The organism is Halomonas sp. G15, assembly GCF_021282295.1.
Lineage (GTDB): Bacteria > Pseudomonadota > Gammaproteobacteria > Pseudomonadales > Halomonadaceae > Halomonas > Halomonas alimentaria.
In genome coordinates this window covers 96867-123714 of record NZ_JAJSPA010000005.1, presented here as the reverse complement: position 1 = coordinate 123714, position 26848 = coordinate 96867, and the positions used below count along the sequence as shown (strand labels likewise).

Sequence of the window (26848 nt, the reverse complement as noted above, 5' to 3'; positions counted from 1 at the left end):
ACGGCACTGTCGCAGCGCGTGGATTCTTCCACCCCGCCGCGGACATAGACCGTCGCGACAAGCGCGCCACGCTGATTCGCCGCAAGGCGCGCAAGACCGCCAGGCTCTCGAAAGGGTTCGGGCGGACGTGGTACCGCAAGGCCCAGCACATCAACGAGCAGATTGCCCAGCAGACCTCCCGTCGACTAGTCGACTTCGCACTGGCACAGGGCGCCGATGTGATCGTGCTGGAAGACCTGAAGGGCTGGCGCCCCAAAGCCGGCAAGAAACGGTCGGGACTTCGCCAGCGCTTCCATCAGTGGCTGCATCGCCGGCTGGCCACGCTGATCGAGCAGAAAATGGCCGAGGCGGGTGGTCGGGTTGTCTACGTCTATGCCCGGGGCACGTCTTCCTGGGCTTTCGATGGCTCGGGTCGCGTCAAGCGGGACAAGGCACAGCACGAACTGGCTATCTTTCCGAACGGCAAGCAGTACAACGCCGACCTCAACGCCAGCTACAACATCGGTGCCCGCTATTGGGCCTGGAAACACAAGCTGACCCGCCGCAAGGACGGGCAGTTGTCAGCGGGCAGAAGCTCCCCTGGCAAACCGAGAACACCGGTCACGCTCTCAACGCTCTGGCGGCGAGAGCCTGAAGCCCCGCATCAAAGCGTCGCATGATGCGTGGGAGTGTTCACATCGCCTCATCAGTTCATTGGAGTTTACGTATGAAAAGGATCAGCGATGTCGATCTCCGAGGAAAACTTGATTCTGTCCTCGATAATCTGAGTGAGCCTGTGATGGTGACTCGAAATCGAGGTGAGCCCGCTGTATTGCTGTCATATCAGGAGTTCCGGTCTCTTCAGGAGACTCTGCATCTCATGACAAGTCCACGAAATGCTCAGCGACTCGATGAAGCTATCGCCGAGGTTTCACATTCCCCAGCTGACCCGGAACGATAGCCCGGTGGCCACGAAGGCCACCGAGAGCAGGGTGACTGCGGCGATATGCCAGCCCATCAGCGGCAGGGTTGTGGGAGAGAGCCTGGGGATGACCCGGAACCGCGCGTGGGCGGCGACCATGGCGGTGAGCAGCAGAAGCAGTAGCTTGATGCGGATAAGGTCGGCGATGGGGCCGGCGTCCATGTCGAACCAAAGTGCTAGCGATGGCACCTTCTGCCAGGCCAGCCACAGCCCGGTGACGATCTGTACCAGCAGCGCCGGCATGCCGAGCTTCTCGTAGCCCTGTTCGAACCAGTGCAGCGAGGCGACGTCGCGGCCCTTCAATACCCGGGGCAGGATGGTGAAGGCGAGCACCAGATGGCCACCGGTCCAGATGGTGGCGCCGAGCAGATGCAGAAGCAGCAGGGTGGCGGTCATGTCGCCCTCCTTTGGCGAGAATGATTTTCGCTAATTCTACTGGATCGTTTTCGCCCGGCTATCTCTCCAAGGGGGTAGGGCCAGCAGCATGGAGCGCCTCTTGCGCATGGTATGCTGATGCATAGCGCCACCGGTCTTGCCAGGAGACGTCATGCCTACCGCTGTCCCACGGAAGTTGCCCATCGGGATACAGACCTTCGCCGATATCATCGACGGAGGTTACTACTACGTCGATAAGACGCGGCAAATCCACCGCCTGGTGGAGGAGGGGAAGTACTATTTCCTCTCTCGACCACGTCGTTTCGGCAAGAGCCTGCTGCTTGACACTCTGGCGTGTCTGTTCGAAGGGCGTGAAGCATTGTTCCGTGGCCTGTACATCCACGATAAGTGGAAGTGGCAGCGGCAGCATCCGGTGATCCGCCTCAGCTTCGGTGACGGCCTACTGAGAACCCGAGAGGAACTTGACCTGCGCATCGGCGAGCTGCTGAGGGCCGAAGCCGAACGGCTGGACGTCACCTTGCAGAACACCTCCATCGCCGGGAGGTTCAGAGAGTTGATCGAGGCGGTGCACGAACGACATGGCGAGCGGGCAGTGGTGCTGATCGACGAGTATGATAAGCCGATCCTCGACAATTTATTGGCTCCGGAACGTGCCCGGGCGTTACGCGAGGGCCTGAAGAACCTCTATAGCGTGCTCAAGGATGCCGACCCCCACCTGGCATTCGTACTGCTCACCGGGGTTTCCAAATTCAGCAAGGTGAGCCTCTTCTCGGGGCTCAATAATCTTAACGACATCACCTTGGATGCTCCCTACGCGACACTGTGCGGCTATACCGATGAGGATATTGACCGGGTATTCGCCGCCGAGCTACCCGGCCTCGACCGCGAGGCTATCCGCCAGTGGTACAACGGCTACCGTTGGGGGGGACAGGAAGTGACATCGGTCTACAACCCCTTCGACGTATTGCTGCTGTTCCAGAAGCGTCAGTTCGGGCCCTACTGGTTCGAGAGCGCCACTCCCACCTTTCTGGTCGAGCTGCTCAGGGAGCGTGGTGTCTTCACCCCGCGGCTTGAACAGTGGGAGGCCGAGGCGGCATTACTGGGGCGTTTCGATGTGGATGACATTGCCACCGAAGCGTTGCTGTTTCAGGCAGGCTACCTGACGGTGAAGGCGGTCGAGGAGCCGCTGCTGGGGTATCGGCTGTATACGCTGGGCTTTCCCAACCAGGAGGTCGAGACCAGCCTGAGCCAGGCGCTGCTGCCGGTACTGGGCGTGGAGGAGTCGCCGCGTCACCGCAAGAGCCTGTTCACGCATCTGCGCGATCATGACCTGGCGGGTCTCGAAGCGCATCTCAAGGCGCTCTATGCTGGTCTTCCTCATGACTGGTATCGCAACAACCCCATCGCCAGGTACGAAGGGCACTATGCCAGCGTCTTCTACAGCCACTTTGCTGCCCTGGGTGTTCAGGTCACGGTGGAGGATGCCAGCCATCATGGCCGTGTCGACATGGCCGTGGAGGCCTTCGGGCATCGCTATTTGTTCGAGTTCAAGGTGGTGGAGCAGCTGCCCGAGGGACGAGCCCTGCAACAGCTCAAGGCTCGAGGCTACGCGGACAAGTACCGCGGGAGAGGGCAGCCCATCCACCTCGTCGGCGTTGAGTTCTCCCGCGAGGAGCGCCAGATCGTGGCTTTCGAGGCTGAGACCTTGTAGCTGCCGCCCGATTCTCTTGCCCCACCTGATCATCGCCTGGAGTCACCATGACCACGCCTCCCGACACATCCCCTGAGCCCCGGGACAAGAACCCACCCCAGGCGCAGAGCGGCCGCTATGAGCGGCTCTTCGAACGCTTCCTGTGGAATAGTCGGCTGCTGGTGATGTTGGCGGTGGTGCCGAGCCTGCTGGGGGCACTGGTGCTGTTCATCATCGGTACCATGGATATTCTCAAGCTCACGGTGACCGCCGCGACCTACTACCTGGTCGGCGGGCAGCCCGATATCCACGAGACGGTGGTGCCGAGCGTGGTGATGGCGGTGGACATCTACCTGGTGGCCATTGTGCTGCTGATCTTCGGTCTGGGGGTGTATCGGCTGTTCGTGTCACCGATCGAGCCGGCCGAGTCGCACCCGGCGTCGAACCCCTTCAATGTCTCGTCGTTCGATGAGCTCAAGGACAAGATTGCCCGGGTGGTGATCCTGGCGGTGATCATCGAGTTCTTCCGCGCCGTGGTCGATATCACCTTCGAGACGCCGCTGGATGCCATCTACCTGGCGCTATCGGTGCTGGCCCTGGCCGGGGCCCTCTACCTGATGAGTCGCGCTCACAAGCATCATCGGGAGTAGGCTCGCCGACGCTATGGCACAATACTCCTTTTGTTGTTCGACAAGGATCGCCAATGGCGTATGTGCTGGTGATGGGCGGCCTCGCCCTCTCGGTAAGCTTCACTCTGGGCTGGGCGCTATGGCGTCTGGGCCGAGCTGCCCTGGGCTGGCTGGGCGGTGGCCCCTCTACGGGCAAAGCTAAGGTCAAGCCGCGGGCCCGCAAGCCTGCGGCAAGGAAGCCGGCCGCCAGCAAGGCGGCGACTCCTCGCAAGGCGGCTGCCCGTCAGTCGGCCAAGACGCCCAGCGAGCCCTGGGCACTCACTCGCTGGCTGGCGGCGCGTCACTCCCTGTTGCCCCTGGCCAGCCTGGCACTGATGCTCTATGCCCTGGGGCGTGTCGTGGTGTTCGGCCTTCAGCACCGCCCGGTGGAAGCCCCGGCATCATTCCCCCAGGTCGTCGATATGGTGGGCTGGACGGCGGCAGTATTGCTGGGTCTGGCGCTGCTCTCTCTGTTGGCGCGCTGGCGTTGCCGTGATTAACCCCGCCCACCTTGGGGGCAGCCTCCCCCCCTCGGTGGATTCAGAAGCCTGACCCAAGGGCTGGCGAACCCGAGAGCGGCTGGCGGGTCCCAGCCTTAGCGAAGAGAAAGGAGACACCCGTGTTAGCCAATATACAGCGGTTCTTTCAGGAGATGCTCGCCGAGGGGGAGGGTGGTGCCGGTCGCGAGGCGCCGAGCCTGGAGCTTGCCGCGGCGGCGCTGCTCTGCGAGGTGATGCGCGCCGACTACGAGGTGACGCCGGAGGAGCTCGACACCCTGCGCGCTCAGCTGCGCGACCATCTGCGGGTCAGTGATGAGGCCCTCGACGAGCTGATGACCCTGGCTCAGGAGGAGGTCGACGGCGCCGTGGATCACTACCAGTTCGTCTCCCTGATCAAGGAGCACTACGACTACGACAGGCGCTGCGAGCTGGTGCGCATGATGTGGGCCCTGGCGCTGGCCGACGGTGAGCAGCATCATCTGGAGGAGCACCGTATCCGCCAGCTGGCCGATCTGCTGCACGTCAGCCATGGCGACTTCATCCGCACCAAGCTGCAGGTGCAGGAGCAGGGTGTGGGCTCGGTAGGCGGTTAAGCTGGCTCCTCAGTATCTCTGTGCTGTCGAGTGGAGAAAGGCATTCTGTCCGGACATCATCATTTATCGATGGTGACTGAAAGGCGTGCCATGTCCCGCACTAGGAATCTGGAGCATGGCGTGCATTTTGGACAAGTCAGTGGGAAGCCAGATCGTTGAAGAGTGCCGGGTTGTCGCGAAGCGTCGCTAGCACCTTGGCCGCCAGGCCTGTGGGGTTACGGCGTTTGGTTTCCCAGCTTCTGATGGTGTCGACGCTAGTGCCCATGGCGCTGGCAAACTCGGCCTGAGAGACATGCAACTGGGCCCTGATGGCCTTCACGTCGGCGACCTCATGGCGCGTGACGCGGCTGGCTTGGGTCCGGCCCTGCTTGATGTCGACGGCTTCCTGCAGCGATGTCTGGAGTTCGTCAAAGATGCTCATTCTGAAGGCCGATGTGTTGATATATGTACAAAGTACATCTCTCGGCCATGGATGTCGATCATGCTCCATCCCTTACGACGAGGCCCGCTGCGCCATTATGCCGCGACTTCGATAAAGAGATAGCTAATGCTCATCTTCACCCAGAGGGTGCGACGAGGAAGTCCCACTGTTATGTTTTATTTAACACTCAGGATGAGCCATGCTAGGGGGACAACAAGACGTTTCCCCGAGGAGCCTTCGCTATGCTGGAAACCCGTTCCGCCCGCCAGTCTGCGGCCCATGACCACTCACCCCGTGCCGAGCATGCTGCCATCAACCGCCACTTCTGGATGCCGTTCAGCGCCAACCGCGACTTTCATGCCCATCCGCGGCTGATCACCGGCGCCGAGGGGCGCTACTTCATCGACGATAGCGGCCGCCGGCTGTTTGACTCCCTCTCGGGTCTCTGGACCTGCGGCGCCGGACATAATCGCGAGGAGATCCAGCAGGCCGTGGCCCGCCAGCTCGGCACCCTCGACTATGCTCCGGGCTTCCAGGTGGCGCATCCGCTGGCGTTCCAGCTGGCCGAGAAGATCGCCGAGATCACGCCGCCGGGGCTGGATCATGTGTTCTTCACCGATTCTGGCTCCGAGTCGGCGGACACCGCCGTGAAGATGGCCAAGGCCTACTGGCGCGCCAGGGGGCGTCCCGAGAAGACCCGCCTGATCGGTCGCGCCAAGGGCTATCACGGCGTGAACGTCGGTGGGACGAGCCTGGGTGGCATCGGCGGTAACCGCAAGCACTATGGCCAGCTGATGGAGGTCAGCCATCTGCCGCACACCCTGCAGCCGCAGCTCGCCTTTACCCGTGGCCAGGCCGAGAGCGGTGCCGAGCTTGCCGATGCGCTGCTCGAGCATATTGCCCTGCATGATGCCTCCAACATCGCCGCGGTGATCGTCGAGCCGATGTCCGGCTCCGCCGGGGTGATCGTGCCGCCCAAGGGCTATCTCGAGCGGCTGCGCGATATCTGCACGGCCCACGATATCCTGCTGATCTTCGATGAGGTGATCACTGCCTTCGGTCGCAGCGGAGCGCGCACCGGTGCCGAGGCCTTCGGCGTGGTGCCGGACATGATGACGGTGGCCAAGCAGCTCACCAACGGCGCGGTGCCCATGGGCGCGGTGATCGCCTCAACCGAGATCTATGACACCTTCATGCACGCCGGCGGCCCCGAGCACGCCATCGAGTTTCCCCACGGCTATACCTACAGTGCCCACCCGGTGGCCTGCGCCGCAGGCCTGGCGGCACTGGAGCTGTTTGAGCGCGAGGACTTCCCCGCCCAGGTGCGTGCCATCGCCCCGGCGTTCGAGGCGAAGCTGCATGCGCTGAAGGGGCGTTCCCATGTGGTGGATATTCGCAACCATGGCCTGGCCGGGGCGATCCAGCTCGCGCCACGCGACGGGGACCCGACGATTCGCCCCCGCGATGCTCACCTGGCGTTGTGGGAGGCGGGTTTCTATGTCCGCTTCGGCGGCGACACCCTGCAGTTCGGCCCGCCGTTCGCCAGCACCGAGGCGGAGCTGGAGCGGCTGTTTGATGCGGTGGCCACGGTGCTGGATAGACTTAAGTAATCACACATCGAGATCATCCAGACCGGCGCGCGCTTGCTGCGTCAGCAGATGGGGGAAGGCCCGCTCTACCGCGCGAGTGGTGGGAAGCTCACGCAGCTCGTGATGCAGCAGGCTGGCGACGATCCTGGCCTGGGCCTGGTCGCGATGGCGCTTCAAGGCATCGCGGTCCGGCTGATGGCCGGCATGCCACTTGTGAAGGACAAATGCCCTTGGATCGAGGGTATTCAGGCGGAGTGGCGTGCCCCGCTCATCGAACACCACTGCCTTGAACAATGGCGAGGCGATGACCCATTTTAGAGAATAGATACCCACCGGCTTCAGGTCATCGGCATCCAGCTCCCGCTCGAAATCGTTCATCGCCATCGGTGATTCAGCCTGGGTGATCAGGTCGATCAGGTAGCCGTCAGCATTGCCGGCGCGAAACTTGAAGCGGCCGCGGATCAATGGGACAAAGGTGCGATCACTGGCCTGAAGCACGGCCATCAGTGTGTCACCTTCCAGGGCCGCCACGATTCGCATTCCCTGGCGAGCATCCATCAATACGTCCATATCGGCGGTGGCAAGGTGCTGGGGTTCGATCATGACGCCGGCGCGTGCTTCATAGGCGTAAAGAGCATTGGTGCCGATGATGCGAAACGGAATGCCGCGGCGTTGCAAGGCACGGATCACCCTGGCGCCGACTAGCGGAAATCGATTGAGTCGGTTGGCACGGACATACGCGGCGTGTAACTGGAGCTGCTCTTTCAGGCTGCCTTCTCGCGCTTTGTAGGCTGCCTTGCGAGCGTCGAAGTCTTCTTTGATTCGTTGCGTTTCGTCACTGCGTGGCCCGATGGATCGGTTCTTGCCTCCGGTGAAGCAGCGATACAGATAGTCGCGCCCCTTGATGCGTTTCCAGTGCATCGAGCCTTCGACATGTCTCGCTCCGCCGCGATGCTCCTCCAGGACCTCGAAGAGCTGTACGGCATTGATGGCGACGCGGGAGGCTTCAGGGCTGAGTGGCATGTAGGACATCGGTTGGTTCGCCGCGTTAACAAATTTTGAGTTTAATTCCATTTTATATTTGTTAACGCTCTGATGCCAGTGAGTTGGCGCTTCGAAATAGTCAGCCCAAGACTGTGGTCCGCAGGCGATGCTGGAGCAGCTGTTTGATGCGGTGGCCACGGTGCTGGACTCGATAGTCTGAGGTTTTTCGTATTCCTGGATCATTCATCTAGAAATTGGTCGATAAACAAGAAAAAATCATTCATTAAGAGGGGTCTTTGGCATCCTGGTCTGCTGGTGCAACGTTATGATGCGCTGAGTGTTTAGCCACCGTGTCGTCGGTCGACCGGGTGGCGCTTGAGCGTCTATCGTTGAGTCAGGCCTCGCCGCATGGTGAGGCCTGTGTCCGTTTCCAGGAGGTGTTGGTGATGTCTCGTGAAATCGTGGTTCTCGGTGCCGGCATGGTCGGTGTATCGGTGGCCTGGCATCTGGTGCGCCAGGGCCATTCGGTGACGCTGGTGGATCGCCGCGAGCCCGGTCGCGAGACCTCGTTCGGCAATGCCGGCATCATCCAGCGCGAGGCGGTGCGTCCCTATGCCTTCCCGCGCGATCTCGGCACCCTGATGCGGGTGCTGCCCAACCGCGAGGTGGATATTCGCTATCGCCCTGCGGGCATGGTTGGGGCGGCGAGCCCGCTGCTGCAGTACTGGATCAACTCCGGCAAGTCTCGCTACGCCAAGATCGTGCCGGAGTACGCCTCGCTGATCATGCGTTGCCTGGAGACCCATGCCCCTATGGTCGAGGCCGCCGGTGCCGATCACCTGGTGCGTCGCGACGGCTGGCTGGAGCTCTATCACACCCAGAAGCCCTTCGATGAGCGTATCGCCGAGGCGCGCGAGAACCGTGAGCGCTTCGGTGTGGAATTCGAAGTACTCGACGCGGCCGGCCTGTATGCCAAGGAGCCGCACCTGAAGAAGGGGCTGGTGGGTGCCATCCACTGGATCCAGCCGTGGACGGTGGCAGATCCCGGCGCCCTGGTGCAGGCCTATGCCGAGCACTTCCAGCAGCAGGGCGGCCGCTTCGTGCAGGCCGAGGTCAAGGGTGTCGAGAAGGGTGGCAAAGGCTGGAAGGTGACAACCACCGGTGGCGAGACACTGGAGGCTGAGCAGCTGGTGGTCGCCATGGGGCCCTGGAGCGGCAAGCTGCTCTCGCGCCTGGGCATCTCGGTGCCGCTGTTCGTCAAGCGCGGCTACCATATGCACTACACCAGCGCCGACGAGAATGCCCACCTCAACCACTGGATCATGGATGCCGAGACCGGCTTCCTGCTCGAGCCGATGCGTGCCGGTATTCGCCTGACCACCGGGGCGGAGCTGGCCGACCTGGATGCGCCGCCCAGGTTCAAGCAGCTCAAGGCGGCGGAGCAGGCCGCCAGGAAGATCTATCCGCTGGGTGAGCGTCGCGATCCGGAGCCCTGGAAGGGCGCGCGTCCCTGCCTGCCGGACATGAAACCGATCATCGGTCCGGCCCCCGGTCAGGAGGGGATGTGGCTGGCCTTCGGCCATGGCCACCAGGGCTTCACCCTGGGTCCGGTGACCGGGCTGTTGCTGAGCCAGATGATGGCGGGCGAGACCCCCGAGGTGGATATGGCGCCGTTCAGCGCCACGCGTTTCTGAAACGCCTGAGACATGGGTGCCGCGGGGTGTGCTAGGCCTTGCGGCGCTGCTTGACCTTGTGGGTGCCCAGTTTGACCAGCATGGTGACAATGAATACCAGCCAGCCGGCGGTGGCTACCACGTTGAAGAGCAGCAGTTTCTGAACGCCACTCAGGGGCGTGAAGATCAGTTCGAAGGTGACCCCGAACAGGAAGGCGATGAACAGCGGCAGCGCCAGGATGTGCATCCACATCTCGGTGCGCCGCTTTCTGACGTGATAGCGCCGCAGCAGTACCCGCGTTGGGCGGTGAACGAAGGTGACCAGCACGGTGGTACCGAGCAGCAGCAGGGCTGCCAGGGTCGGCTCCAGGTTGCCCAGGTGGGCCGACAGGCTGATCGACCAGTAGACGACCAGCCACATCAGGCCGGCCAGGGTGGCGGCCAGATCGGCATAGTGGCGAACCTTGGGCATCGTCTCTCCCTCGTGAAGCTGGCCCCGCGAAAACTGGCGGCATGATACGGGATTTTCTTGCTTCATGGCGAGTTGCTGCGAGTGCCGGGCGACCTCTTCTGCGGTTTGACCCCCGAGCCCCGCGCCGGTGTGCTTGCTACCTGGCAGTCCGCAGCACCAGCTTCCTTACCCAGTACCAGCGATTGATCAGTAGAGCGGCGAAGATCAGTGAGCAGCCGGCGAGCTGCAACAGACTCATTGTCTCGCCGTACCAGGCGGCGGCCAGCAGGGCCGTCCAGACGGCCTCGAGCATCAGGATGACGGCGGCGTGGCTCGGCGTGGTCAGGCCCTGGGCATAGACCTGCAGGAAGAATCGCAGGGTGCTGGCGAGCAGCACGCTGGCCGCCAGCCAGCCCAGGGTGATGCCACCGATACGCGCGGGCCAGGGTTCGATCAGCGCCGAGACCAGTCCCAGCAGGACACCCACCACCGTAAGCTGGATGGCGGTGAGCGGCAGGGCGGGGAGGTGGCGTACCACCCGGGTGTTGACGTTTATCAGCAGCGAGAAGAGCACGGCGGAGGTGGCGATCAGCCACTGGCTGGGCTCCAGGCGCAGGCCGGCGTTGAGCGAGAGCAGGGCGAAGCCGGCCAGGGCGATGGGCAGGGCGATCCAGGTGGTGCGTGGCGGGCGGTCGCCGAAGAGCAGCTTCGCCACGATCGGCACCAGCAGGATGCCCAGGCTGTTGATGAAGGCGCTCTCGCCGAGGTGGTTCGAGTGGTAGAGCCCCATGATCCAGAAGCCCAGGGCGCCGCTGAACAGCAGGCCCACACCGGCGCCGGCGGCGAGGTCGCGGGGGGAGAGCCGGCGCAGGGCGGGCAAGCCGAACAGCGCCAGCAGCAGTCCGGCCAATAGGAAGCGCGTGCCGATGAACAGCAGCGGCGGCATGCCGTCCAGCGCCTCCTTGGAGAAGATCCAGCCGGCGGCGGCGAGCAGGGTGACGGTGAGCAGCAGCAGGTCGGCACGCAGCGGACTGCGCTCGAGGGAGTCGGCCATGGAAGTCCCGGTGGTCAGGCGAAGCCCATAGGTTAGCAGACTAGTGGCCATGGGGCTCTGCCTCGCCAGGCGCCATTGGGTATACTGGCGCCACGCCGATATGAACCCGCCAATACAGGATCCGCCGTGACTACCCTGACCCTGACTCGCCCCGACGACTGGCACCTCCATCTGCGTGACGACCAGGCGCTGGCCGCCGTGGTCGAGGCCTCCGCCCGCCAGATGGGCCGCGCCATCATCATGCCCAACCTGAAGCCGCCGGTGACCACCACCGAGCAGGCGCTGGCCTATCGCGAGCGTATCCTGGCGGCGTTGCCCGAGGGCAGCCGCTTTCAGCCGCTGATGACGCTCTACCTCACCGACAATACCCCCGCCGAGGAGATCGAGCGCGCCCACGCCAGTGGCCTGGTGCAGGCGGTGAAGCTCTATCCCGCCGGCGCCACCACCAACTCGGCCTCCGGGGTCACCGACATCACCCTGTGTGACGATGCCATCGCCACCATGGAGCGCCTGGGTATCCCGCTGCTGATGCACGGCGAGGTCACCGATGCCGAGATCGATATCTTCGATCGCGAGGCGGTGTTCATCGAGACGGTGCTCAAGCCGCTGCTGGAGCGCCACCCGAACCTCAAGGTGGTGTTCGAGCATATCACCACCGCCGAGGCGGCCGAGTTCGTCGCCGCGGCGCCGGCCAACGTGGGCGCCACCATCACCGCCCACCACCTGCTGTTCAACCGCAACCATATGCTGGTCGGCGGTATCCGGCCACACTACTACTGCCTGCCGATCCTCAAGCGCGAGCGGCATCGCCAGGCGCTGCTGGCGGCGGCCACCTCGGGCAACCCGAAGTTCTTCCTGGGCACCGACAGCGCGCCCCACGCCCAGGGCGACAAGGAGAGTGCCTGCGGCTGTGCCGGTGCCTATACCGCGCCGGCGGCGATCGAATACTACGCCACGGCCTTCGAGCAGGCGGGTGCCATCGAGCGTCTGGAGGGCTTCGCCAGCCACCATGGCCCGGACTTCTACGGCCTGCCGCGCAACAGCGAAACCATCACCTTGGTCCGCGAGCCCTGGCAGCTTCCTGAGTCGCTGCCCTACGCCGGCGGTGCTCGCATCGTGCCGCTGATGGCCGGTGAGACGCTGGCGTGGAAGCTGGCCGGCGAATAGACAGTTCGATACTTCCGCTTTTGTCGATGAATCGATCTCACGCAATCGGCGGTTGCTATCTGCTATAGCGTTCCCAGGTCTAGTTATGCATCACATGTGTTGCTATTCTTTATTAAAAGCAACAGATGTGGTGCATTTTTGTGAGCATTCACGAAGAGCTGAAGCGCCGCCGTCATGACCTCGGCTTTACCCAGGCCCAGATCGCGGACCGTGTCGGCATGTCTCGGCAGCAGTATCAGCGCCTGGAGCGGGGTGGCAATCCGCGGCTGGATACCCTGCAACTGGCGGCGGATGGCCTCAATGCCCGTATGATGCTGATCCCTGTCGAGCAGTGGTATCGGGTCAAGGCGCTTCTCGAGGAGGGGCAGGAGGAGACGGTTCCCCTCGATGAGGATCCTTGGCAGGGCCTGCTCGACGAGGAGGACTGAGCATGGCCAACGAAAGTGTCGAGATGCTGTCGCTGTGGCTGCACGGCCGCCGCTTGGGTTGGCTGGCCGGGTATCGCGGTGGCCGCAACGTGCTGGTGTTCGATGACGACTGGCGACTCGACGAGAGCCGCGCCACCTTGTCGCTGTCGCTGATGCCTTCGGCACCGCATAACCAACGACTGCTGCAGTCGCCTTGGATACGTCGCCAGCGGCTGCACCCCTGGCTTTCCAACCTGTTGCCGGAGGGCGCGCTGCGGGAATGGCTTGCCGCCGAACTCAAGGTGCATCCGGACAACGAGTTCCCTCTGCTGGCGGCTCTTGGCCATGACCTCCCGGGGGCCCTGGAGGTCGCCGCCGTGACGTCCGATGAGATGCCCGCCTGGGTTGTTGCCCATCGCCGCAGCGTCAGCCCGGAGCCTCGCCAAGTCGCCGTGGGGCGGGGCTTCTCCCTGGCGGGGGTGCAGATGAAGTTTTCCATGCGCGAGCAGGACGGGCGTTTCCAGGGCGCCGGGCAGGCGCTGCCCGGGGACTGGATCGTCAAGCCGCCATCCCCTATTCAACCGTGGCTCGTGGAGAACGAATACTCCGCTATGCGCCTGGCAGAGGCGGCCGGGGTGACGATTCCGGAGATTCGACTGATTCCCCTCGAGGAGCTGGATGGGCTGCCGCGCCTGAATCTGCCCGATGAGCCAATGGCCTATGCGATCAAGCGATTTGATCGGGCTGGGAGTGAGCGGGTGCATGCGGAAGACTTCGCCCAGGTGCTGTTTCGCTACCCCCACGAGAAGTACTCCGGCCCAAGCTATGAGCAGATCGGGCGGCTGATACGCGAGTTCTCCGCCGACGGCATGGCGTGCGCGGCGCAGATGGCGAGGCGCCTGCTGGTTAATGCACTGTTGGCCAACGGCGATGCTCACCTGAAGAACTGGAGTCTTGTCTATCCCGATCGCCAACGGCCAACCTTGTCGCCCGCTTAGGAACCACTGATCAATTCGTCGCTGAGCAACTGATGCGCTCAGCGCGGTCAATTCAAAGACCCTGCGGTCATTTTCTGACCCGCTTGGGCCGCTTGTTTTCCCCGCCAGCCGGATTATCCGGCTGGCGGAGCAGATTCAAGGCGCACCGGCCCCGTCAACTCGGCCCTCACATCGTGTCGCCAACACCAAATTGGCCAGCCCGAACAGGCTGAACAACTGCGCCTGGTTCTTGGCCAGCCCTTTGTAGCGCACCTTCCGGTAGCCGAAGAGGTTCTTGATGACATGAAACGGGTGTTCGACCTTGGCACGGATGCTGGCCTTGGCCTTCTCGAATGCCAGCAACAGCGTTTTCATTGGGCTGTCCTCCATCTTCTTGATGGCGCCGCGCTTGTCGGCAACACAGCACCGGGAATCCGGGGCATCTTTCTCTTCATCCAGATGCTTCCACATGCCGGTGTAGCCCGCGTCGCCGTATACCCGCTTATCATCGTCCCGGACCAATTCACTGGTCATGGTGACATCGGCGACGTTGGCCGAAGTGGCGACGACACTGTGGGTCAGCCCGGTGACGGCATCGACGCCGATATGCGCCTTCATGCCGAAATACCATTGGTTGCCCTTCTTGGTCTGCTTCATCTCCGGATCGCGTTGCTTGGCCTTGTTCTTGGTGGAGGGCGCGGCCGCGACGATGGTGGCGTCGACGATGGTGCCCTCGCGCATGAACAGTCCTTTTTCGGCCAGGTGAGCATTGATCTCCTCGAAGATCCGCTGGGTCAGGGCATGCTTTTCCAGCAGATGGCGGAAGCGCAGCAGTGTGGTCGCATCCGGCACGCTCTCGATGGCCAAATCGATTCCCACGAAGTCACGCATCGCCTGGCTGTCGTAGATGGCATCCTCCAGCGCCTCGTCAGCAAGCGCATACCACTGTTGCAGGAAGTAGATCCGCAGCATGCGTTCCAGGCCGATGGGCGGCCGGCCCCGCTTGCCCGCCGAGTTCGGGAAGTAGGACGGCGACAGCGCGTCGATCAGTCGTTGCCATGGCACCAGGGCATCCATCTGCGCCAGGAACCGCTCTCGGCGGGTAACCTTCTTCTTGTTCTGGTGCTCTGCCTGGGCGAACGAGATCTGCTTCATCGGATAGCTCTGTCAGACGGTGTCGGAATGGTCAGATTTTACCCTGCCGGTCGCTGCGAGGCAGCTCCGGCAGGATTTGTGCAGCGTTTCCCTTACGACATCGTGATGACGCGGGCTTATCTGCCTGCTGAGCGGGAGGCAGCGTTGAACCTAAACGGCAAGAAAGGCTGGGAGCAGCTGCGGCTCACCGATTTTCAGCACTGGGCGGGCAGGGTAGGCGTCAGCTGGCCGGCCGTGGAGTCGGAACTGCAGGATACGCTGCGTCGTGCCAGAGACACCTGGCCCGATATGCTGGACTCGCTGCCCATGGCCGAGTCGCACAAGGCATTGCTGCGCGAGCACTGGCAAAGCCTGGCAACGGAGTGGCGGATCGATTAACGCTCCTCGTCGCCCTTCGGCGGGTAGTGAGGAGCGCTAACCTGGCTCTCCAGAAAGTCGAGGCCGGCCTCGATGGCATTGCCACGGTTAAGGAAACTGAGGAAGTGGCCGCGACCGTGCTGGAGGAAGAGCTCGGCTTCACCGCCCTGGGCCCTCAGCGCCTGGTAGAAGTCGGTGGCATGATCCACCGGGACCAGGCGGTCCCAGGTGCCGTGGAACAGGAAGAAGGGCGGCGGCGTACTCTGGATCTGTCTGGCCGGGGAGGCAAGCCGATACTTCTCGGGCACCTCGGCGCGGGTGCCCCCCAGAAACTGCACTACCAGCTTGCCATCATCGAATTTGAACAAAAATCTGCCGCATTCTGCGATTCAATTCTCCGAATGAATCGACAGTTAAGGCAGAGCAAGGCGTCAGCCTTGCAGGTATAGCTGGATAAATATATAGTCAATCCATGGCCATTATTCGCTCCGACACCCTCACCCTTCAGGTCACCGGCGCCGATCAACAACAGGCGTTGGCGAATACGCTGGCGCTGTATCGGCGGCTGGTGCGCGATCTGATGACGGTGGCGTATACCCACTGGCCGACGATAGGAGCCACGCAGGGCAATGAAGCGGTAAAGGTCATTGAGGCGCTGATTCACCCAACGGCTAAACGACCGCACGTTCGCTACACGTACTTTGCCAAACGCTACTACAAATTCCCTTCGTATCTCCGGCGTGTGGCGCTGATGGATGCGGTCGGCCAGGTGCGTTCCTTCGTCACGCGGTTCGATCAGTGGCGATGTGGCCAGCGCAAGCACCCGCACGCCAAACCACCGCGCCTAACGGCCAGCACGAAAACCTTCCCCAGCCTTTACGGCAGCCAGTGTGCCAAGCTCAACACCGATGCCAGCCATGCCTTTATCAAAGTGCATTGGCAGAATGACTGGATTTGGATGGGATTTGGGCTGAAAGGCACCTGCCGGTTTCGAGGGAAAGGCAAGGCCAAGTCGCCACTGCTGACCACGAATGGGCGACAGTGGCAGCTTTCCTTACCGGAACAGTTCGAACCACCGAAGCCAGTAAAAGGTGCGCCTGAGCGGGTATTAGCGGTTGATGTAGGGATTAATACGGCGGCCACCTGGGCGGTGGTTGATACTCAAGGCACTGTCCATGCGCGCGGCTTTATCTCGCGCACGGATAAAGACCGGGAGTGTCGGCTGATGGCCCGTATTCGCCAGGCCGCCAAAAAGCACACGCGGCACGGAAGCCGGCTGCCGCCCGGCTTCTGCCGCCGCGACCACCAACGGCTAACCCATCTGGCAGACAATCAAGCCCACCAGATCAGTCGGCAGTTGGTGAATCTAGCGCTTGATCATCACTGCCAGGCCATTGCAGTCGAAAACCTGAAGGGCTGGCGACCCAAAGCGGGTAAAAAACGGACACCGATGAAGGCGCGGTTTCACCGCTGGTTTCATCGCCAACTGGTGACACGCCTCGACAGCAAGGCCGTCGAGGTGGGGCTTCGCTATGTGGCGGTATATGCTCGCGGTACGTCCCGCCACGCCTTCGACGGATCAGGGTCAGTAAAGCGCGACAAAGATAACTACAGCCAGTGTACGTTTAGTTCCGGCAAGCGCTACCACGCCGATCTGAACGCGGCCTATAACATCGCCGCCCGAGGCCATGTTTACTACCAGGGGTGTCGCCGCAAGGCAGCGCCCCGTGCCGCCTCGCAGAAGTCGACCGGCACACCGAGAACCCCGGTATCGCTCTCCACGCTCTGGCAACAGAGCGCGTGAGAGGGATAAGAATCCGCGATTCTATTCTCTGAATGAATCGTCGGAGGGTTCAACAGATCGGTGGGCGTGCCGCCCGCGACGACAGCCGCCAGCCGGGCGTGCTCGCCTCCGTGGGGCGCGGCCAGCGGCCCGTCGCTGCCGGCCAGGGCGAGCAGGCTGACCAGGTGCGCGCCCGAGGAGAAGCCGACGCCGACGATGCGATCGGTATCCACGCGCCACGCCTCGGCGTTGGCGTGCAGCCACGCCATGGCCTGCTGGAGATCGTGCAGCTGGGCGGGGAAGCGGTAGTCGGGGGCGAAGCGGTGTTCGATATTCACCGTGACGAAGCCGCGCAGGCTCAGAGCCTCGGCGATCTCTTCCATGTCGTCCGGCGTGCGATTGCGCCAGCCGCCGCCGTGAACCAGCAGGGCGGCCGGGCGTAGTTCGTCGCTATCGCCCCGGGGCAGGCGCACCCGTGCACTGAGCGGCTCTGGCCAGTCGTCGGGGGTGTAGCGCTGGTTTGCCAGATGCCGGATGGTGGCCGGCTCCCCTGTCGCTCCAGGGTGGTCGGCGCCCTCGACCTCGCGGCCGTCGCTGCCCAGGTGGGTGCTGGCACAGCCAGCGAGGACCAGGCTGGCCAGCAGCAGGGCGCCTCGCCACCAGGTCGTGGCTGCCATCGTCCCAGGCGCCCGCCGCCGCGCCATCGTCTCAGGCGCCTGCCACTGCCGTCTCACGCTTTCGATCGGCGAGGCGAGCCACCATGGCCTCGATCATTTTCGAGGAGTGCAGGGCGGCCTTCTCCAGGAACTGCTCGAAGGAGAGGTGGTTGTCGCCGCCACCGGCGATATCGGAGAGGGCGCGGATCACCACGAAGGGGCAGTCGTAGAGATGACAGGTCTGGGCGATGGCCGCGGCCTCCATCTCGGCGGCGAGCATGGTGGGGAAGCGCTGGCGGGTCTGGGCTACCAGGTTGGGGCAGGCCATGAACACATCGCCGGTGGCGATCAGCCCCTCGACCACGTTGACCTCGCCCAGCGCCTCGACACACTCCCGGGCCAGGTGGACCAGGCGCTCGTCGGGCAGATAGGCCGCGGGCATGTCGGGGACCTGGCCGTGCTCGTAGCCGAACACCACCGCGTCTACGTCATGGTGGCGCACCTCGCTGGAGACCACGATATCGCCGATCTCCAGTCCCTCGCCGAAGCCGCCGGCGGAGCCGGTGTTGATGATCGCCTCGGGCTTGTACATGTCGAGCAGCAGGGTGGTGCCGACGGCGGCATTCACCTTGCCGATACCCGATTGCAGGATCACCACCTCGACGCCATGCAGCAGGCCACTATGGAAGGTGTTGCCGACATGGGTGTGGGTCTCGCGCTCCTCGAGCAGGGAGGCGAGTCGTGCCACCTCCTGGCTCATGGCGCCGATGATGCCGATGCGCTTCATCAGGCGAACACCTGGGACCACTCGTCGCGCTTGGCCAGGAAGCCGCGGGCGATCTGCTTGGCGCCTTCCAGGCTGTGGCTCGCGGCCCAGCCGCACTGCATCTCGTTGCAGGCAGGCACTTCGCTGGCCTCGAGCACGTCCTTGAGGGTCTTCTCGACCAGCTCGAGCACGCCGTCGTAGTCGTCGTGGTTGAGCATCGCCCAGTAGAAGCCGGTCTGGCAGCCCATGGGGCTGATGTCGACGACCTTGTCGGAGTGGTTGCGTGACATCTCTGCCATCAGGTGCTCTAGGGAGTGCAGGCCGGGCATCTCCATATGCTCCTGGTTGGGCTGGCAGATGCGCATGTCGTACTTGTGGATGGTGTCGCCGTGCTCGCCGGTCTTGACGTCGGCCAGGCGCACGTAGGGAGCCTTCACCTTGGTGTGGTCGAGGTTGAAGCTTTCGACGTTCATCTTGTCGCTCATGAAATCCTCTCTTGCTGTGGCGCCAGCCCCTCCCACGGGGTAGCTGAGGGATCTGGCCCTGGATGTTGGTTGGCTTGCCGACCCGAGGTCGGTACCGGAAATTATTCGGCGTCGTGGAGGTCGGCGGCCTGCAGGGTGTTCTCCAGTAGGCTGGCCACGGTCATGGGGCCGACACCGCCGGGGACGGGGGTGATCCAGGCGGCACGCTTCGCTGCGGCCTCGAAGTCGACGTCGCCGATCAGGCGGCCATCCTCCTGGCGGTTGATGCCCACGTCGATGACGATGGCACCCTCCTTGACCCACTCCCCCTTGACCAGGCCGGGCTTGCCCACTGCCACGATCAGGACATCGGCGCGGCGCACGTGTTCCTCGAGGTTGCGGGTAAAGCGGTGACAGACGGTGGTGGTGCAGCCGGCGATCATCAGCTCCAGGGCCATGGGGCGGCCGACGATGTTGGAGGCGCCGACTACGGTGGCGTCCAGGCCGCGGATCGGCAGGCCGGTCTCCTCGAGCAGCGTAATCACCCCCTTGGGCGTGCAGGGGCGCAGCAGCGGCAGGCGCTGTGCGAGGCGACCCAGGTTGTAGGGGTGGAAGCCATCCACGTCCTTGTCCGGACGGATGCGCTCGAGGATAGGGCGGGCATCGAGCTGCTCGGGCAGCGGCAGCTGGACCAGGATGCCATCCACGGCCGGGTCGGCGTTGAGGCGGTCGATCAGCGCCTCGAGCTCACCCTGGGTGGTGTCGGCGGGCAGCTGGTGACGAAACGATTCGATGCCGGCCTCGACACAGGCGTTGTGCTTGTTGCGCACGTAGACCGCGGAGGCGGGATCCTCACCGACCAGCACGACGGCAAGACCCGGTGCTCGGCCCCCGGCCTCGCGGCGCGCCTGCACCTGGCGGGCGACCTGCTGGCGAACACGGGCGGCTATGGCTTTGCCATCGATCAGTTGCGCGGTCATCGAGGATCCTCTGGGTGGCTGGAATGGGTGGCTGAAAAATCAGAGGCGTGATTTTCGCATGCCGGGCCCGCGAAACAAAGCGGGCGATAGCGGAAGGTGGTACGTATTTACTTGACCGGGCGGGAAAGTCACGTAGAATACGCAGCGCTCGACGAGGCCTCTGCGGCGGCGTCCAGCCCGCTAGATCGCCGGCGGAGTGTAGCGCAGCCTGGTAGCGCGCCTGCTTTGGGAGCAGGATGTCGGGGGTTCGAATCCCTCCACTCCGACCACAACTTCTTGAATGTCTTGCGGTTTCTTGGCACTCAGGGTTGCGGCGAGGCGACCTGGAACGTAGAATGCGCCCATAGCTCAATCGGATAGAGCAACGGCCTTCTAAGCCGTAGGCTGCAGGTTCGAGTCCTGCTGGGCGCGCCATCCGGGTGCGGTAGCAGGAAGTCGATTCGAGCAACTGTCGATGTGGTGGATGTAGCTCAGTGGTAGAGCCCCGGATTGTGGCTCCGGTGGTCGTGGGTTCGATCCCCATCATCCACCCCACCTCGACATCTTTAGCAAGGCAATGGTGGATGTAGCTCAGTGGTAGAGCCCCGGATTGTGGCTCCGGTGGTCGTGGGTTCGATCCCCATCATCCACCCCACGCCTTGACTCCTCAGCAAGAACCTCCGAACGTGCTCCATAGATCGCCTTCGTCAGATGCTCTCCGCGAGGTCGTCTGATTGGTGTGGCTGGCTCTTCGTCAATAGTTCGTCGTCAACCGATATCCTCCAGGCATTCCAGTGCGTGGCGCAAGGTGTGCGCATGCGGTCGCCCTGGCGTCGGCGATTTCTGGCGTAGATGCGTCGCCAAGCCTTGTAATCTCTCGCTTCGCCCCCATTTGTCTCGCCATGGCGCTTGCCAGTGCCGGGCGGGATTCATAAAATCCCCCCTTTGAATTTCCATTCACGCAACACGATGCCCCCAGTCGGTAGAGGACATTTCATGCAAGTTTCCGTCGATACGACCTCCCAGATCGAACGCCGCATCACGGTTCAAGTACCGGCCGCCGAGATCGATGAGGCCGTCAATGCCCGTCTCAAGGATGCCGCCAAGAACGTTCGTATGGACGGTTTTCGTCGGGGCAAGGTGCCGATGTCGGTGATTCGTCAGCGCTACGGCAGCGACGTGCGCAACGAGGTGGTGGGCGAGGTGATGCGTGAGCGCTACGTTCGCGCCATCTCCGAGCACGAGCTCAACCCGGCTGGCTTCCCGCAGATCGAGCCTACCGTCAACGAGGCGGGCAAGGACCTCGAGTTCGTGGCGACCCTGGAGGTCTACCCGGAGGTCGAGCTGGCCCCGATCGAAGGCACCGAGGTCGAGCGTCCCGTGGTCGAGGTGACCGAGGCCGACGTCGACGAGATGATCGATACCCTGCGCAAGCAGAATGCTGCCTGGGAAGCGGTCGAGCGCGCCGCCGAGGATGGCGACCAGGTGACCATCGATTTCCAGGGCTTCCTGGGTGACGAGCCCTTCGAGGGCGGCAGCGCCGAGGGTCACGACCTGGTGATCGGTTCCGGCAGCTTCATCCCCGGCTTCGAGGAGCAGCTGATCGGTGCCCAGGCCGGCGAAGAGAAGGAGATCGAGGTCACCTTCCCCGAGGACTACCAGGCCGAGAACCTGGCCGGCCAGGAAGCCACCTTCAAGGTCAAGGTCCACGCGGTGAAGGGCCAGACCCTGCCCGAGGTCGATGCCGAGTTCGTCCAGAAGTTCGGCGTCGAGGATGGTGATCTCGACAAGTTCCGCGCCGAGGTCAAGAAGAACATGACCCGCGAGGCGAGTCAGGCGGTGGACAACCGCGTCAAGCAGCAGGTGCTGACCGCGCTGCAGAAGGCCAACGAGATTCCGGTGCCCCAGGCGCTGGTCCAGCAGGAGACCGATGGCCTCAAGCGCCAGGCAGCCCAGCAGTTCGGCTTGGGCGAGGACTTCGACGTCTCCCAGTTGCCCAACGAGCTGTTCGAGGAGCAGGCCCGGAGCCGCGTCGAGGTGGGTCTGCTGCTGGCTGAGGTGATCAAGGCCAACGAGCTGGAGGCCAGCGACGACGAGATCCGCGCCAAGGTGCAGGAGCTCGCCGAGCAGTACCAGGAGCCCGAGCAGGTGGTCGAGCACTACATGGGTAACGACCAGCTCAAGACCCAGGTCAAGTCCGCTATCCTCGAAGAGAAGGCCGTGGACGTGCTGCTTGGCCAGGCCAGCGTCAAGGACGTCGAGATGTCCTACCAGGACGTGCTGGCCGCGGCCCAGCAGCAGGAAGAGGCCGACGAGGACGAGGGCAGCGAGGAGGCCGGCGAGCAAGAGCGCCAGGCCTGATCGATGTCCCCGCGCCCCGGCTCCTGTCGGGGCGCTGTTTCTCTTCGCTTCCATTCATCGGATGCAAGGACAACACGCAGATGAGCAACGAGTTCGATATCCAGAATGCCGGCGGCCTGGTGCCCATGGTGGTCGAGCAGAGCGCGCGCGGCGAGCGTGCCTACGACATCTATTCCCGCCTGCTCAAGGAGCGTGTGATCTTCCTGGTGGGTCCGGTGGAAGACTACATGGCCAACCTGGTGGTGGCACAGATGCTGTTCTTGGAATCCGAAAACCCGGATAAGGACATCCACCTGTACATCAATTCGCCGGGGGGTTCGGTGACGGCGGGCATGTCGATCTACGACACCATGCAGTTCGTCAAGCCCGACGTCTCCACCGTGTGCATCGGTCAGGCGGCGAGCATGGGCGCGCTGCTGCTGGCCGGCGGGGCGGCAGGCAAGCGTTTCTGCCTGCCCAACTCGCGGATGATGATCCACCAGCCGCTGGGCGGTTACCAGGGCCAGGCCTCGGACATCGAGATCCACACCCGTGAGATCCTCGGTATCCGCGACAAGCTCAACCGCATCCTGGCGCAGCATACCGGCCAGGACATCGAGACGATCGCCCGGGATACCGACCGCGACAACTTCATGGACGGCAACCAGGCCGCGGAGTATGGCCTGATCGACGCCGTGCTGGATAAGCGGCCCACATCCTGATAGCGTGATTTGCATTACACGCTGAATGTTCCCGGCGGCGCTGGCCGCCGTTGTGAGCTCGGTGGCGCCGGCTCTGGCAGGTGCCACCAACATGAAAAGAGGTAAGCGAATGGCCGACGGCAAAGGCAAGGACGACGGTGGCAAGCTGCTCTACTGCTCGTTCTGCGGCAAGAACCAGAACGAGGTGCGCAAGCTCATTGCCGGCCCGTCCGTCTATATCTGTGATGAGTGTGTCGACCTCTGCAATGACATCATTCGCGAGGAGGTGCTCGATGCCGATGCCGAGAGCGACGATGAGCGTCTGCCGACGCCTCGCGAGATCCGTCACACCCTCGATGATTATGTGATCGGCCAGGACCGCGCCAAGATGGTGCTGTCCGTTGCGGTCTATAACCACTACAAGCGCCTGAGCTCCGACGTGAAGAAAGACGACGTGGAGTTGGGCAAATCGAACATCCTGCTGATCGGCCCCACCGGCAGCGGCAAGACGCTGCTCGCCGAGACCATGGCGCGGCTGCTCAATGTGCCGTTCACCATTGCCGATGCCACTACGCTGACCGAAGCGGGCTACGTGGGCGAGGATGTCGAGAACATCATCCAGAAGCTGTTGCAGAAGTGCGACTACGATGTGGAGAAGGCCGAGCGCGGCATCGTCTACATCGACGAGATCGACAAGATCTCGCGCAAGTCGGACAACCCCTCCATCACCCGTGACGTCTCGGGGGAGGGCGTGCAGCAGGCGCTGCTCAAGCTGATCGAGGGCACCACCGCCTCGGTACCGCCCCAGGGTGGCCGCAAGCATCCGCAGCAGGAGTTCCTGCAGGTACACACCGGCAACATCCTGTTCATCGTTGGCGGCGCCTTCGCCGGTCTCGACAAGGTGATCCGCGACCGCGCCGAGAAGGGCGGTATCGGCTTCAATGCCGAGGTCAAGAGCAAGGATGACAGCAAGCCGGTGGGCGATATCCTGGCCACCGTGGAGCCCGAGGACCTGGTCAAGTTCGGCCTGATTCCGGAGTTCGTCGGTCGCCTGCCGGTGATCGCCACCCTGACCGAGCTCACCGAGGATGCGCTGATCGAGATCCTCACCGAGCCCAAGAACTCGCTGATCAAGCAGTACGCCAAGCTGTTCGAGATGGAAGGCGTCGAGCTCGAGTTCCGCGACGATGCCCTGCGGGCAGTGGCTGGCAAGGCCATGGCGCGCAAGACTGGTGCACGTGGCCTGCGCTCGATCCTCGAATCGGTGCTGCTCGACACCATGTACGAGATCCCCTCGCTGGAGGGTGTCAGCAAGGTGGTGATCGACGCCTCGGTGATCGGCGGCGAAAGCGAACCGCTACTGATCTATTCGCAGCAGCAGGAAGCCGCCAGCGACGGTACCGACGGCTGATCCATCGGGGGTTACCCCACGGGAGCGCCCTGTCTCCATCGCCGGCCCGGCCGGCTGGAGTCGCGGCAGCTCCCGTTTTTTTTGTCCTCTCGGCTCCTGCCTTGCAAAGTCACCCGGTCGCCCCCATTCCACGGGGCATCCCTTCGTTTTCTTTGAGGTACGTCTGCGATGCAGCAGAACGCTGATCAGACCCTGAGTCTGCCCCTTTTGCCGCTGCGGGACGTGGTCGTCTACCCGCAGATGGTCATTCCCCTGTTCGTGGGTCGCGAGAAGTCGATCCAGGCGCTAGACGCCGCCATGAGTGCCGACAAGAGAGTGCTGCTGGTTGCCCAGCGCGAGGCCAGCAAGGACGATCCCGACCGCGACGACCTCTTTGCCATCGGCACCGTGGCCGAGATCATGCAGCTGCTCAAGCTCCCCGACGGTACCGTCAAGGTGCTGATCGAGGGCGTTTCGCGCGCCGATGTCGGCGAGCTCCAGGCCGGCGATGATTACACCAGCGCCGAGGCGCTGCTGCGCGAGAGCGTGCCGCTCACCGATCGAGAGCAGGAGGCGCTGGTGCGCGTGCTGCTCAACCAGTTCGAGCAGTACGTCAAGATGTCGAAGAAGGTGCCTAACGAGGTGCTCAATTCGCTCTCCGGCATCGAGGACCCCAGCCGTCTGGTAGACACCATCTGCGCTCACCTGTCGCTGAAGATCGACGACAAGCAGCAGCTGCTGGAGATGGACAAGGTGCGCGACCGCATCGAGCACCTGATGGCACTGATCGAGTCCGAGATCGACCTGCTGCAGGTGGAGAAGCGCATCCGCTCGCGGGTCAAGGACCAGATGGAGAAATCCCAGCGCGAGTACTATCTCAACGAGCAGATGAAGGCCATCCAGAAGGAGATGGGTGAGCTCGAGAACGTGCCCAACGAGGCCGAGAAGTACGAGCAGGCCATCGAGGAGTCCGGCATGCCCAAGGAGGCCCGCGAGAAGGCCACCCAGGAGCTGGGCAAGCTGAAGATGATGTCGCCGAACTCCGCCGAGGCCACCGTGGTGCGCTCCTACCTGGACTGGCTGGTGTCGGTGCCCTGGAAGAAGCGCACCCGGGTCAAGCACGACCTGGTCCACGCCCAGAAGGTGTTGGACGAGGACCACTATGGCCTCGACGAGGTCAAGGCGCGGATCCTCGAGTACCTGGCGGTGCACAAGCGGGTCAAGAAGCTCAAGGGGCCGGTGCTGTGTCTGGTGGGGCCGCCCGGGGTGGGCAAGACCTCGCTGGGCAAGTCCATCGCCCGGGCCACCAACCGCAAGTACGTGCGCCTGGCGTTGGGCGGCGTGCGTGATGAATCCGAGATCCGTGGTCACCGCCGCACCTACATCGGCTCGCTCCCGGGCAAGATCGTGCAACGCATGTCCCGCGCCGGGGTCAGGAACCCGCTGTTCCTGCTCGACGAGGTCGACAAGATCGGCATGGACCATCGCGGCGACCCTGCGTCGGCGCTTCTCGAGGTGCTCGACCCGGAGCAGAACGATACCTTCAGCGACCACTATCTGGAGCTGGACTACGATCTCTCCGAGACTCTGTTCATTTGCACCGCCAACTCGATGAACATCCCCGGACCGCTGCTCGACCGCATGGAGGTGATCCGCCTGCCCGGCTACACCGAGGACGAGAAGCTGGCCATCGCCAAGCGCTACCTGGTGCCCAAGCAGCTCAAGGCCAACGGCTTCAAGGACGAGGAGCTGGCGTTCTCCGACGAGTCGCTGCTCGAGCTGATCCGCTACTACAGCCGCGAGGCCGGGGTGCGTGAGCTGGAGCGCCAGATCGCCAAGGTGTGTCGCAAGGTGCTGCGCGTGCGCCTCGAGAAGGAGAGCAAGGAGGGGGCCCAGGCACCCATGCTGCTGGCCGCCGCGGATATCGAGGAGTATGCTGGGGTGCGCCGCTACAGCTACGGGCTGGCCGACCAGGAAGATCAGGTCGGTCGCGTGACGGGGCTTGCCTGGACGTCGGTGGGTGGTGAGCTGCTCAATATCGAGTCGGTAGTGACACCGGGTAAGGGGCGCATCAACAAGACCGGCTCGCTGGGCGACGTGATGAAGGAGTCGGTGAGTGCCGCCCACACCGTGGTGCGTGCACGCGCGCTGTCTCTGGGCATCGACCCCGAGCGCTTCGAGAAGGAAGATCTGCATATCCACGTGCCCGAGGGCGCGACGCCCAAGGATGGCCCCAGCGCGGGTATCGCCATGGTCACCGCCATGGTCTCTGCCTATACCGGTCGGCCGGTGCGCTGCGATGTGGCCATGACCGGTGAGGTCAACCTGCGTGGCGAGGTCATGCCTATCGGCGGCTTGAAGGAGAAATTGCTGGCCGCCAGGCGCGGTGGTATAAAGACCGTGCTGGTACCCGAGGAGAACCGCCGGGACCTCAAGGAGGTGCCGGATAATATCAAGGAGGCTCTCGATATCAGGCCGGTACGCTGGATCGATGAGGTGCTTGAAGTGGCATTAGCTAAAAGGAATGAGGAATCCGAGGGGGAATCCCATTCCGATGACGCCGCTACAGCGCAATCAATGATCAGCACGCATTGAGGTCAATTTCCCCACCATAATTTTGCTTGAAGCCTGATATGGTGGGGCTCTGCCCTGAATGTTGCTTGACAGTGCTTTCTCCGCATTGCTATAAATTACCTCATGCTGTGATCGTGCTTGTCGGTTGAAATACCGGTTCGATTGGGGCCAA

General features: G+C 63.2%; 28 protein-coding genes and 4 tRNA genes. 21 read left to right on the top strand and 11 right to left on the bottom strand.

Annotation, left to right across the window (positions count from 1 at the left end):
• Both LWH48_RS04545 and LWH48_RS04540 read left to right on the top strand, forming a co-directional pair.
• Window positions 1-659 (top strand): IS200/IS605 family accessory protein TnpB-related protein (locus LWH48_RS04545; RefSeq protein ID WP_232911539.1); only part of this gene is annotated, 659 nt, incomplete at its 5' end.
• A complete protein-coding gene (locus LWH48_RS04540; protein ID WP_332875613.1) occupies window positions 656-940 on the top strand; it encodes a type II toxin-antitoxin system Phd/YefM family antitoxin in 285 nt (94 codons plus the stop codon). The genes LWH48_RS04545 and LWH48_RS04540, both read left to right, overlap by 4 nt.
• Here the strand turns inward: LWH48_RS04540 and LWH48_RS04535 are convergent.
• Entirely contained in the window at window positions 911-1357 is a 447-nt protein-coding gene (locus tag LWH48_RS04535; protein WP_232911537.1) for a CopD family protein, read from the bottom strand. The two genes, LWH48_RS04540 and LWH48_RS04535, sit on opposite strands and share 30 nt — an antisense overlap.
• A gap of 151 nt (window positions 1358-1508) precedes the next feature.
• On the opposite strand from LWH48_RS04535, the gene LWH48_RS04530 reads away from it, so the two are divergent.
• From LWH48_RS04530 to LWH48_RS04515, 4 genes are all read left to right on the top strand, one after another.
• A complete protein-coding gene (locus LWH48_RS04530; protein ID WP_232911535.1) occupies window positions 1509-3068 on the top strand; it encodes an ATP-binding protein in 1560 nt (519 codons plus the stop codon).
• 47 nt (window positions 3069-3115) lie between these two features.
• Window positions 3116-3697 (top strand): YqhA family protein, encoded by a 582-nt coding sequence (locus LWH48_RS04525; protein ID WP_232911534.1) that lies wholly within the window; start codon window positions 3116-3118, stop codon window positions 3695-3697.
• A 53-nt stretch (window positions 3698-3750) separates the two neighbouring features.
• A complete protein-coding gene (locus LWH48_RS04520; protein ID WP_232911532.1) occupies window positions 3751-4215 on the top strand; it encodes a hypothetical protein in 465 nt (154 codons plus the stop codon).
• A 119-nt stretch (window positions 4216-4334) separates the two neighbouring features.
• Window positions 4335-4808: a tellurite resistance TerB family protein gene (locus tag LWH48_RS04515; protein ID WP_232911530.1), complete on the top strand. Its 474-nt coding sequence runs from the start codon at window positions 4335-4337 to the stop codon at window positions 4806-4808.
• 136 nt (window positions 4809-4944) lie between these two features.
• On the opposite strand, the gene nadS is transcribed toward LWH48_RS04515, so the two are convergent.
• Window positions 4945-5229 (bottom strand): NadS family protein, encoded by a 285-nt coding sequence (gene nadS, locus LWH48_RS04510; RefSeq protein ID WP_161432025.1) that lies wholly within the window; start codon window positions 5227-5229, stop codon window positions 4945-4947.
• Window positions 5230-5558: 329 nt separating this feature from the next.
• Between nadS and LWH48_RS04505 the strand changes: the two genes are divergently transcribed.
• Entirely contained in the window at window positions 5559-6839 is a 1281-nt protein-coding gene (locus LWH48_RS04505) for an aspartate aminotransferase family protein (protein ID WP_232911545.1), read from the top strand.
• Here the strand turns inward: LWH48_RS04505 and LWH48_RS04500 are convergent, their stop codons facing one another.
• The gene (locus LWH48_RS04500) at window positions 6840-8045 is read right to left on the bottom strand and encodes a GSU2403 family nucleotidyltransferase fold protein (protein WP_232911528.1); all 1206 of its coding nucleotides are present in this window, start codon (window positions 8043-8045) and stop codon (window positions 6840-6842) included.
• Window positions 8046-8248: 203 nt separating this feature from the next.
• Between LWH48_RS04500 and LWH48_RS04495 the strand changes: the two genes are divergently transcribed.
• A complete protein-coding gene (locus LWH48_RS04495; protein WP_232911527.1) occupies window positions 8249-9496 on the top strand; it encodes an NAD(P)/FAD-dependent oxidoreductase in 1248 nt (415 codons plus the stop codon).
• A 31-nt stretch (window positions 9497-9527) separates the two neighbouring features.
• Here the strand turns inward: LWH48_RS04495 and LWH48_RS04490 are convergent, their stop codons facing one another.
• Window positions 9528-9947 carry a hypothetical protein gene (locus LWH48_RS04490; protein WP_232911525.1) on the bottom strand — a complete coding sequence of 140 codons (420 nt, stop codon included), beginning with the start codon at window positions 9945-9947 and terminating at the stop codon, window positions 9528-9530.
• A gap of 136 nt (window positions 9948-10083) precedes the next feature.
• Window positions 10084-11031: a DMT family transporter gene (locus LWH48_RS04485; protein WP_232911524.1), complete on the bottom strand. Its 948-nt coding sequence runs from the start codon at window positions 11029-11031 to the stop codon at window positions 10084-10086.
• Window positions 11032-11106: 75 nt separating this feature from the next.
• Here LWH48_RS04485 and pyrC point away from each other — a divergent pair, with 75 nt between their 5' ends.
• From pyrC to LWH48_RS04470, 3 genes are all read left to right on the top strand, one after another.
• On the top strand, window positions 11107-12147 hold the full coding sequence (pyrC, locus tag LWH48_RS04480) for a dihydroorotase (RefSeq protein WP_232911520.1): 1041 nt from the start codon (window positions 11107-11109) through the stop codon (window positions 12145-12147).
• A 140-nt stretch (window positions 12148-12287) separates the two neighbouring features.
• Window positions 12288-12575: a helix-turn-helix domain-containing protein gene (locus LWH48_RS04475; protein ID WP_232911518.1), complete on the top strand. Its 288-nt coding sequence runs from the start codon at window positions 12288-12290 to the stop codon at window positions 12573-12575.
• A gap of 2 nt (window positions 12576-12577) precedes the next feature.
• On the top strand, window positions 12578-13552 hold the full coding sequence (locus tag LWH48_RS04470) for a type II toxin-antitoxin system HipA family toxin (RefSeq protein ID WP_232911516.1): 975 nt from the start codon (window positions 12578-12580) through the stop codon (window positions 13550-13552).
• Window positions 13553-13687: 135 nt separating this feature from the next.
• On the opposite strand, the gene LWH48_RS04465 is transcribed toward LWH48_RS04470, so the two are convergent.
• Window positions 13688-14686: an IS5 family transposase gene (locus LWH48_RS04465; RefSeq protein WP_232911515.1), complete on the bottom strand. Its 999-nt coding sequence runs from the start codon at window positions 14684-14686 to the stop codon at window positions 13688-13690.
• 144 nt (window positions 14687-14830) lie between these two features.
• Between LWH48_RS04465 and LWH48_RS04460 the strand changes: the two genes are divergently transcribed.
• On the top strand, window positions 14831-15064 hold the full coding sequence (locus tag LWH48_RS04460; RefSeq protein ID WP_232911514.1) for a hypothetical protein: 234 nt from the start codon (window positions 14831-14833) through the stop codon (window positions 15062-15064).
• On the opposite strand, the gene LWH48_RS04455 is transcribed toward LWH48_RS04460, so the two are convergent.
• A complete protein-coding gene (locus tag LWH48_RS04455; RefSeq protein ID WP_332875612.1) occupies window positions 15061-15411 on the bottom strand; it encodes an alpha/beta hydrolase family protein in 351 nt (116 codons plus the stop codon). The genes LWH48_RS04460 and LWH48_RS04455 overlap by 4 nt on opposite strands.
• Before the next feature lie 104 nt (window positions 15412-15515).
• On the opposite strand from LWH48_RS04455, the gene LWH48_RS04450 reads away from it, so the two are divergent.
• The gene (locus LWH48_RS04450) at window positions 15516-16847 is read left to right on the top strand and encodes an IS200/IS605 family accessory protein TnpB-related protein (RefSeq protein WP_232911512.1); all 1332 of its coding nucleotides are present in this window, start codon (window positions 15516-15518) and stop codon (window positions 16845-16847) included.
• On the opposite strand, the gene LWH48_RS04445 is transcribed toward LWH48_RS04450, so the two are convergent.
• From LWH48_RS04445 to folD, 4 genes are all read right to left on the bottom strand, one after another.
• The gene (locus LWH48_RS04445; RefSeq protein WP_232911510.1) at window positions 16739-17503 is read right to left on the bottom strand and encodes an alpha/beta hydrolase; all 765 of its coding nucleotides are present in this window, start codon (window positions 17501-17503) and stop codon (window positions 16739-16741) included. The two genes, LWH48_RS04450 and LWH48_RS04445, sit on opposite strands and share 109 nt — an antisense overlap.
• Before the next feature lie 31 nt (window positions 17504-17534).
• A complete protein-coding gene (gene mtnN, locus LWH48_RS04440) occupies window positions 17535-18269 on the bottom strand; it encodes a 5'-methylthioadenosine/S-adenosylhomocysteine nucleosidase (RefSeq protein WP_232911508.1) in 735 nt (244 codons plus the stop codon).
• Entirely contained in the window at window positions 18269-18733 is a 465-nt protein-coding gene (locus LWH48_RS04435; protein ID WP_232911506.1) for an S-ribosylhomocysteine lyase, read from the bottom strand. Before LWH48_RS04435 ends, mtnN begins: the two co-directional genes overlap by 1 nt.
• A gap of 101 nt (window positions 18734-18834) precedes the next feature.
• A complete protein-coding gene (gene folD, locus LWH48_RS04430) occupies window positions 18835-19692 on the bottom strand; it encodes a bifunctional methylenetetrahydrofolate dehydrogenase/methenyltetrahydrofolate cyclohydrolase FolD (RefSeq protein WP_232911505.1) in 858 nt (285 codons plus the stop codon).
• A 192-nt stretch (window positions 19693-19884) separates the two neighbouring features.
• Between folD and LWH48_RS04425 the strand changes: the two genes are divergently transcribed.
• The 8 genes from LWH48_RS04425 to lon all read left to right on the top strand — a co-directional run bounded on the left by LWH48_RS04425 (window position 19885) and on the right by lon (window position 26697).
• Window positions 19885-19961 (top strand) — tRNA-Pro (locus LWH48_RS04425).
• A gap of 68 nt (window positions 19962-20029) precedes the next feature.
• Window positions 20030-20106: transfer RNA gene (locus LWH48_RS04420), tRNA-Arg, on the top strand.
• Window positions 20107-20151: 45 nt separating this feature from the next.
• A tRNA-His gene (locus LWH48_RS04415) sits at window positions 20152-20226 on the top strand.
• Window positions 20227-20251: 25 nt separating this feature from the next.
• Window positions 20252-20326 (top strand) — tRNA-His (locus tag LWH48_RS04410).
• A 341-nt stretch (window positions 20327-20667) separates the two neighbouring features.
• Entirely contained in the window at window positions 20668-22032 is a 1365-nt protein-coding gene (gene tig, locus LWH48_RS04405) for a trigger factor (RefSeq protein ID WP_232911504.1), read from the top strand.
• 80 nt (window positions 22033-22112) lie between these two features.
• The gene (clpP, locus tag LWH48_RS04400) at window positions 22113-22733 is read left to right on the top strand and encodes an ATP-dependent Clp endopeptidase proteolytic subunit ClpP (RefSeq protein ID WP_232911503.1); all 621 of its coding nucleotides are present in this window, start codon (window positions 22113-22115) and stop codon (window positions 22731-22733) included.
• 109 nt (window positions 22734-22842) lie between these two features.
• Complete coding sequence (gene clpX, locus LWH48_RS04395; RefSeq protein ID WP_161432036.1) at window positions 22843-24123, top strand: ATP-dependent Clp protease ATP-binding subunit ClpX; 1281 nt, start codon at window positions 22843-22845, stop codon at window positions 24121-24123.
• Window positions 24124-24291: 168 nt separating this feature from the next.
• On the top strand, window positions 24292-26697 hold the full coding sequence (gene lon, locus LWH48_RS04390) for an endopeptidase La (RefSeq protein ID WP_232911501.1): 2406 nt from the start codon (window positions 24292-24294) through the stop codon (window positions 26695-26697).
• Window positions 26698-26848 lie beyond the last annotated feature (151 nt).

Coding starts and splice junctions, on each gene's coding strand:
- LWH48_RS04540 (WP_332875613.1), top strand. CDS start 656: ATGATGCGTGGGAGTGTTCACATCGCCTCATCAGTTCATTGGAGTTTA.
- LWH48_RS04535 (WP_232911537.1), bottom strand. CDS start 1,357: ATGACCGCCACCCTGCTGCTTCTGCATCTGCTCGGCGCCACCATCTGG.
- LWH48_RS04530 (WP_232911535.1), top strand. CDS start 1,509: ATGCCTACCGCTGTCCCACGGAAGTTGCCCATCGGGATACAGACCTTC.
- LWH48_RS04525 (WP_232911534.1), top strand. CDS start 3,116: ATGACCACGCCTCCCGACACATCCCCTGAGCCCCGGGACAAGAACCCA.
- LWH48_RS04520 (WP_232911532.1), top strand. CDS start 3,751: ATGGCGTATGTGCTGGTGATGGGCGGCCTCGCCCTCTCGGTAAGCTTC.
- nadS (WP_161432025.1), bottom strand. CDS start 5,229: ATGAGCATCTTTGACGAACTCCAGACATCGCTGCAGGAAGCCGTCGAC.
- LWH48_RS04505 (WP_232911545.1), top strand. CDS start 5,559: ATGCCGTTCAGCGCCAACCGCGACTTTCATGCCCATCCGCGGCTGATC.
- LWH48_RS04500 (WP_232911528.1), bottom strand. CDS start 8,045: ATGATCCAGGAATACGAAAAACCTCAGACTATCGAGTCCAGCACCGTG.
- LWH48_RS04495 (WP_232911527.1), top strand. CDS start 8,249: ATGTCTCGTGAAATCGTGGTTCTCGGTGCCGGCATGGTCGGTGTATCG.
- LWH48_RS04490 (WP_232911525.1), bottom strand. CDS start 9,947: ATGCCCAAGGTTCGCCACTATGCCGATCTGGCCGCCACCCTGGCCGGC.
- LWH48_RS04485 (WP_232911524.1), bottom strand. CDS start 11,031: ATGGCCACTAGTCTGCTAACCTATGGGCTTCGCCTGACCACCGGGACT.
- LWH48_RS04470 (WP_232911516.1), top strand. CDS start 12,578: ATGGCCAACGAAAGTGTCGAGATGCTGTCGCTGTGGCTGCACGGCCGC.
- LWH48_RS04465 (WP_232911515.1), bottom strand. CDS start 14,686: ATGAAGCAGATCTCGTTCGCCCAGGCAGAGCACCAGAACAAGAAGAAG.
- LWH48_RS04450 (WP_232911512.1), top strand. CDS start 15,516: ATGGCCATTATTCGCTCCGACACCCTCACCCTTCAGGTCACCGGCGCC.
- LWH48_RS04445 (WP_232911510.1), bottom strand. CDS start 17,503: ATGGCAGCCACGACCTGGTGGCGAGGCGCCCTGCTGCTGGCCAGCCTG.
- mtnN (WP_232911508.1), bottom strand. CDS start 18,269: ATGAAGCGCATCGGCATCATCGGCGCCATGAGCCAGGAGGTGGCACGA.
- LWH48_RS04435 (WP_232911506.1), bottom strand. CDS start 18,733: ATGAGCGACAAGATGAACGTCGAAAGCTTCAACCTCGACCACACCAAG.
- folD (WP_232911505.1), bottom strand. CDS start 19,692: ATGACCGCGCAACTGATCGATGGCAAAGCCATAGCCGCCCGTGTTCGC.
- tig (WP_232911504.1), top strand. CDS start 20,668: ATGCAAGTTTCCGTCGATACGACCTCCCAGATCGAACGCCGCATCACG.
- clpP (WP_232911503.1), top strand. CDS start 22,113: ATGAGCAACGAGTTCGATATCCAGAATGCCGGCGGCCTGGTGCCCATG.
- clpX (WP_161432036.1), top strand. CDS start 22,843: ATGGCCGACGGCAAAGGCAAGGACGACGGTGGCAAGCTGCTCTACTGC.
- lon (WP_232911501.1), top strand. CDS start 24,292: ATGCAGCAGAACGCTGATCAGACCCTGAGTCTGCCCCTTTTGCCGCTG.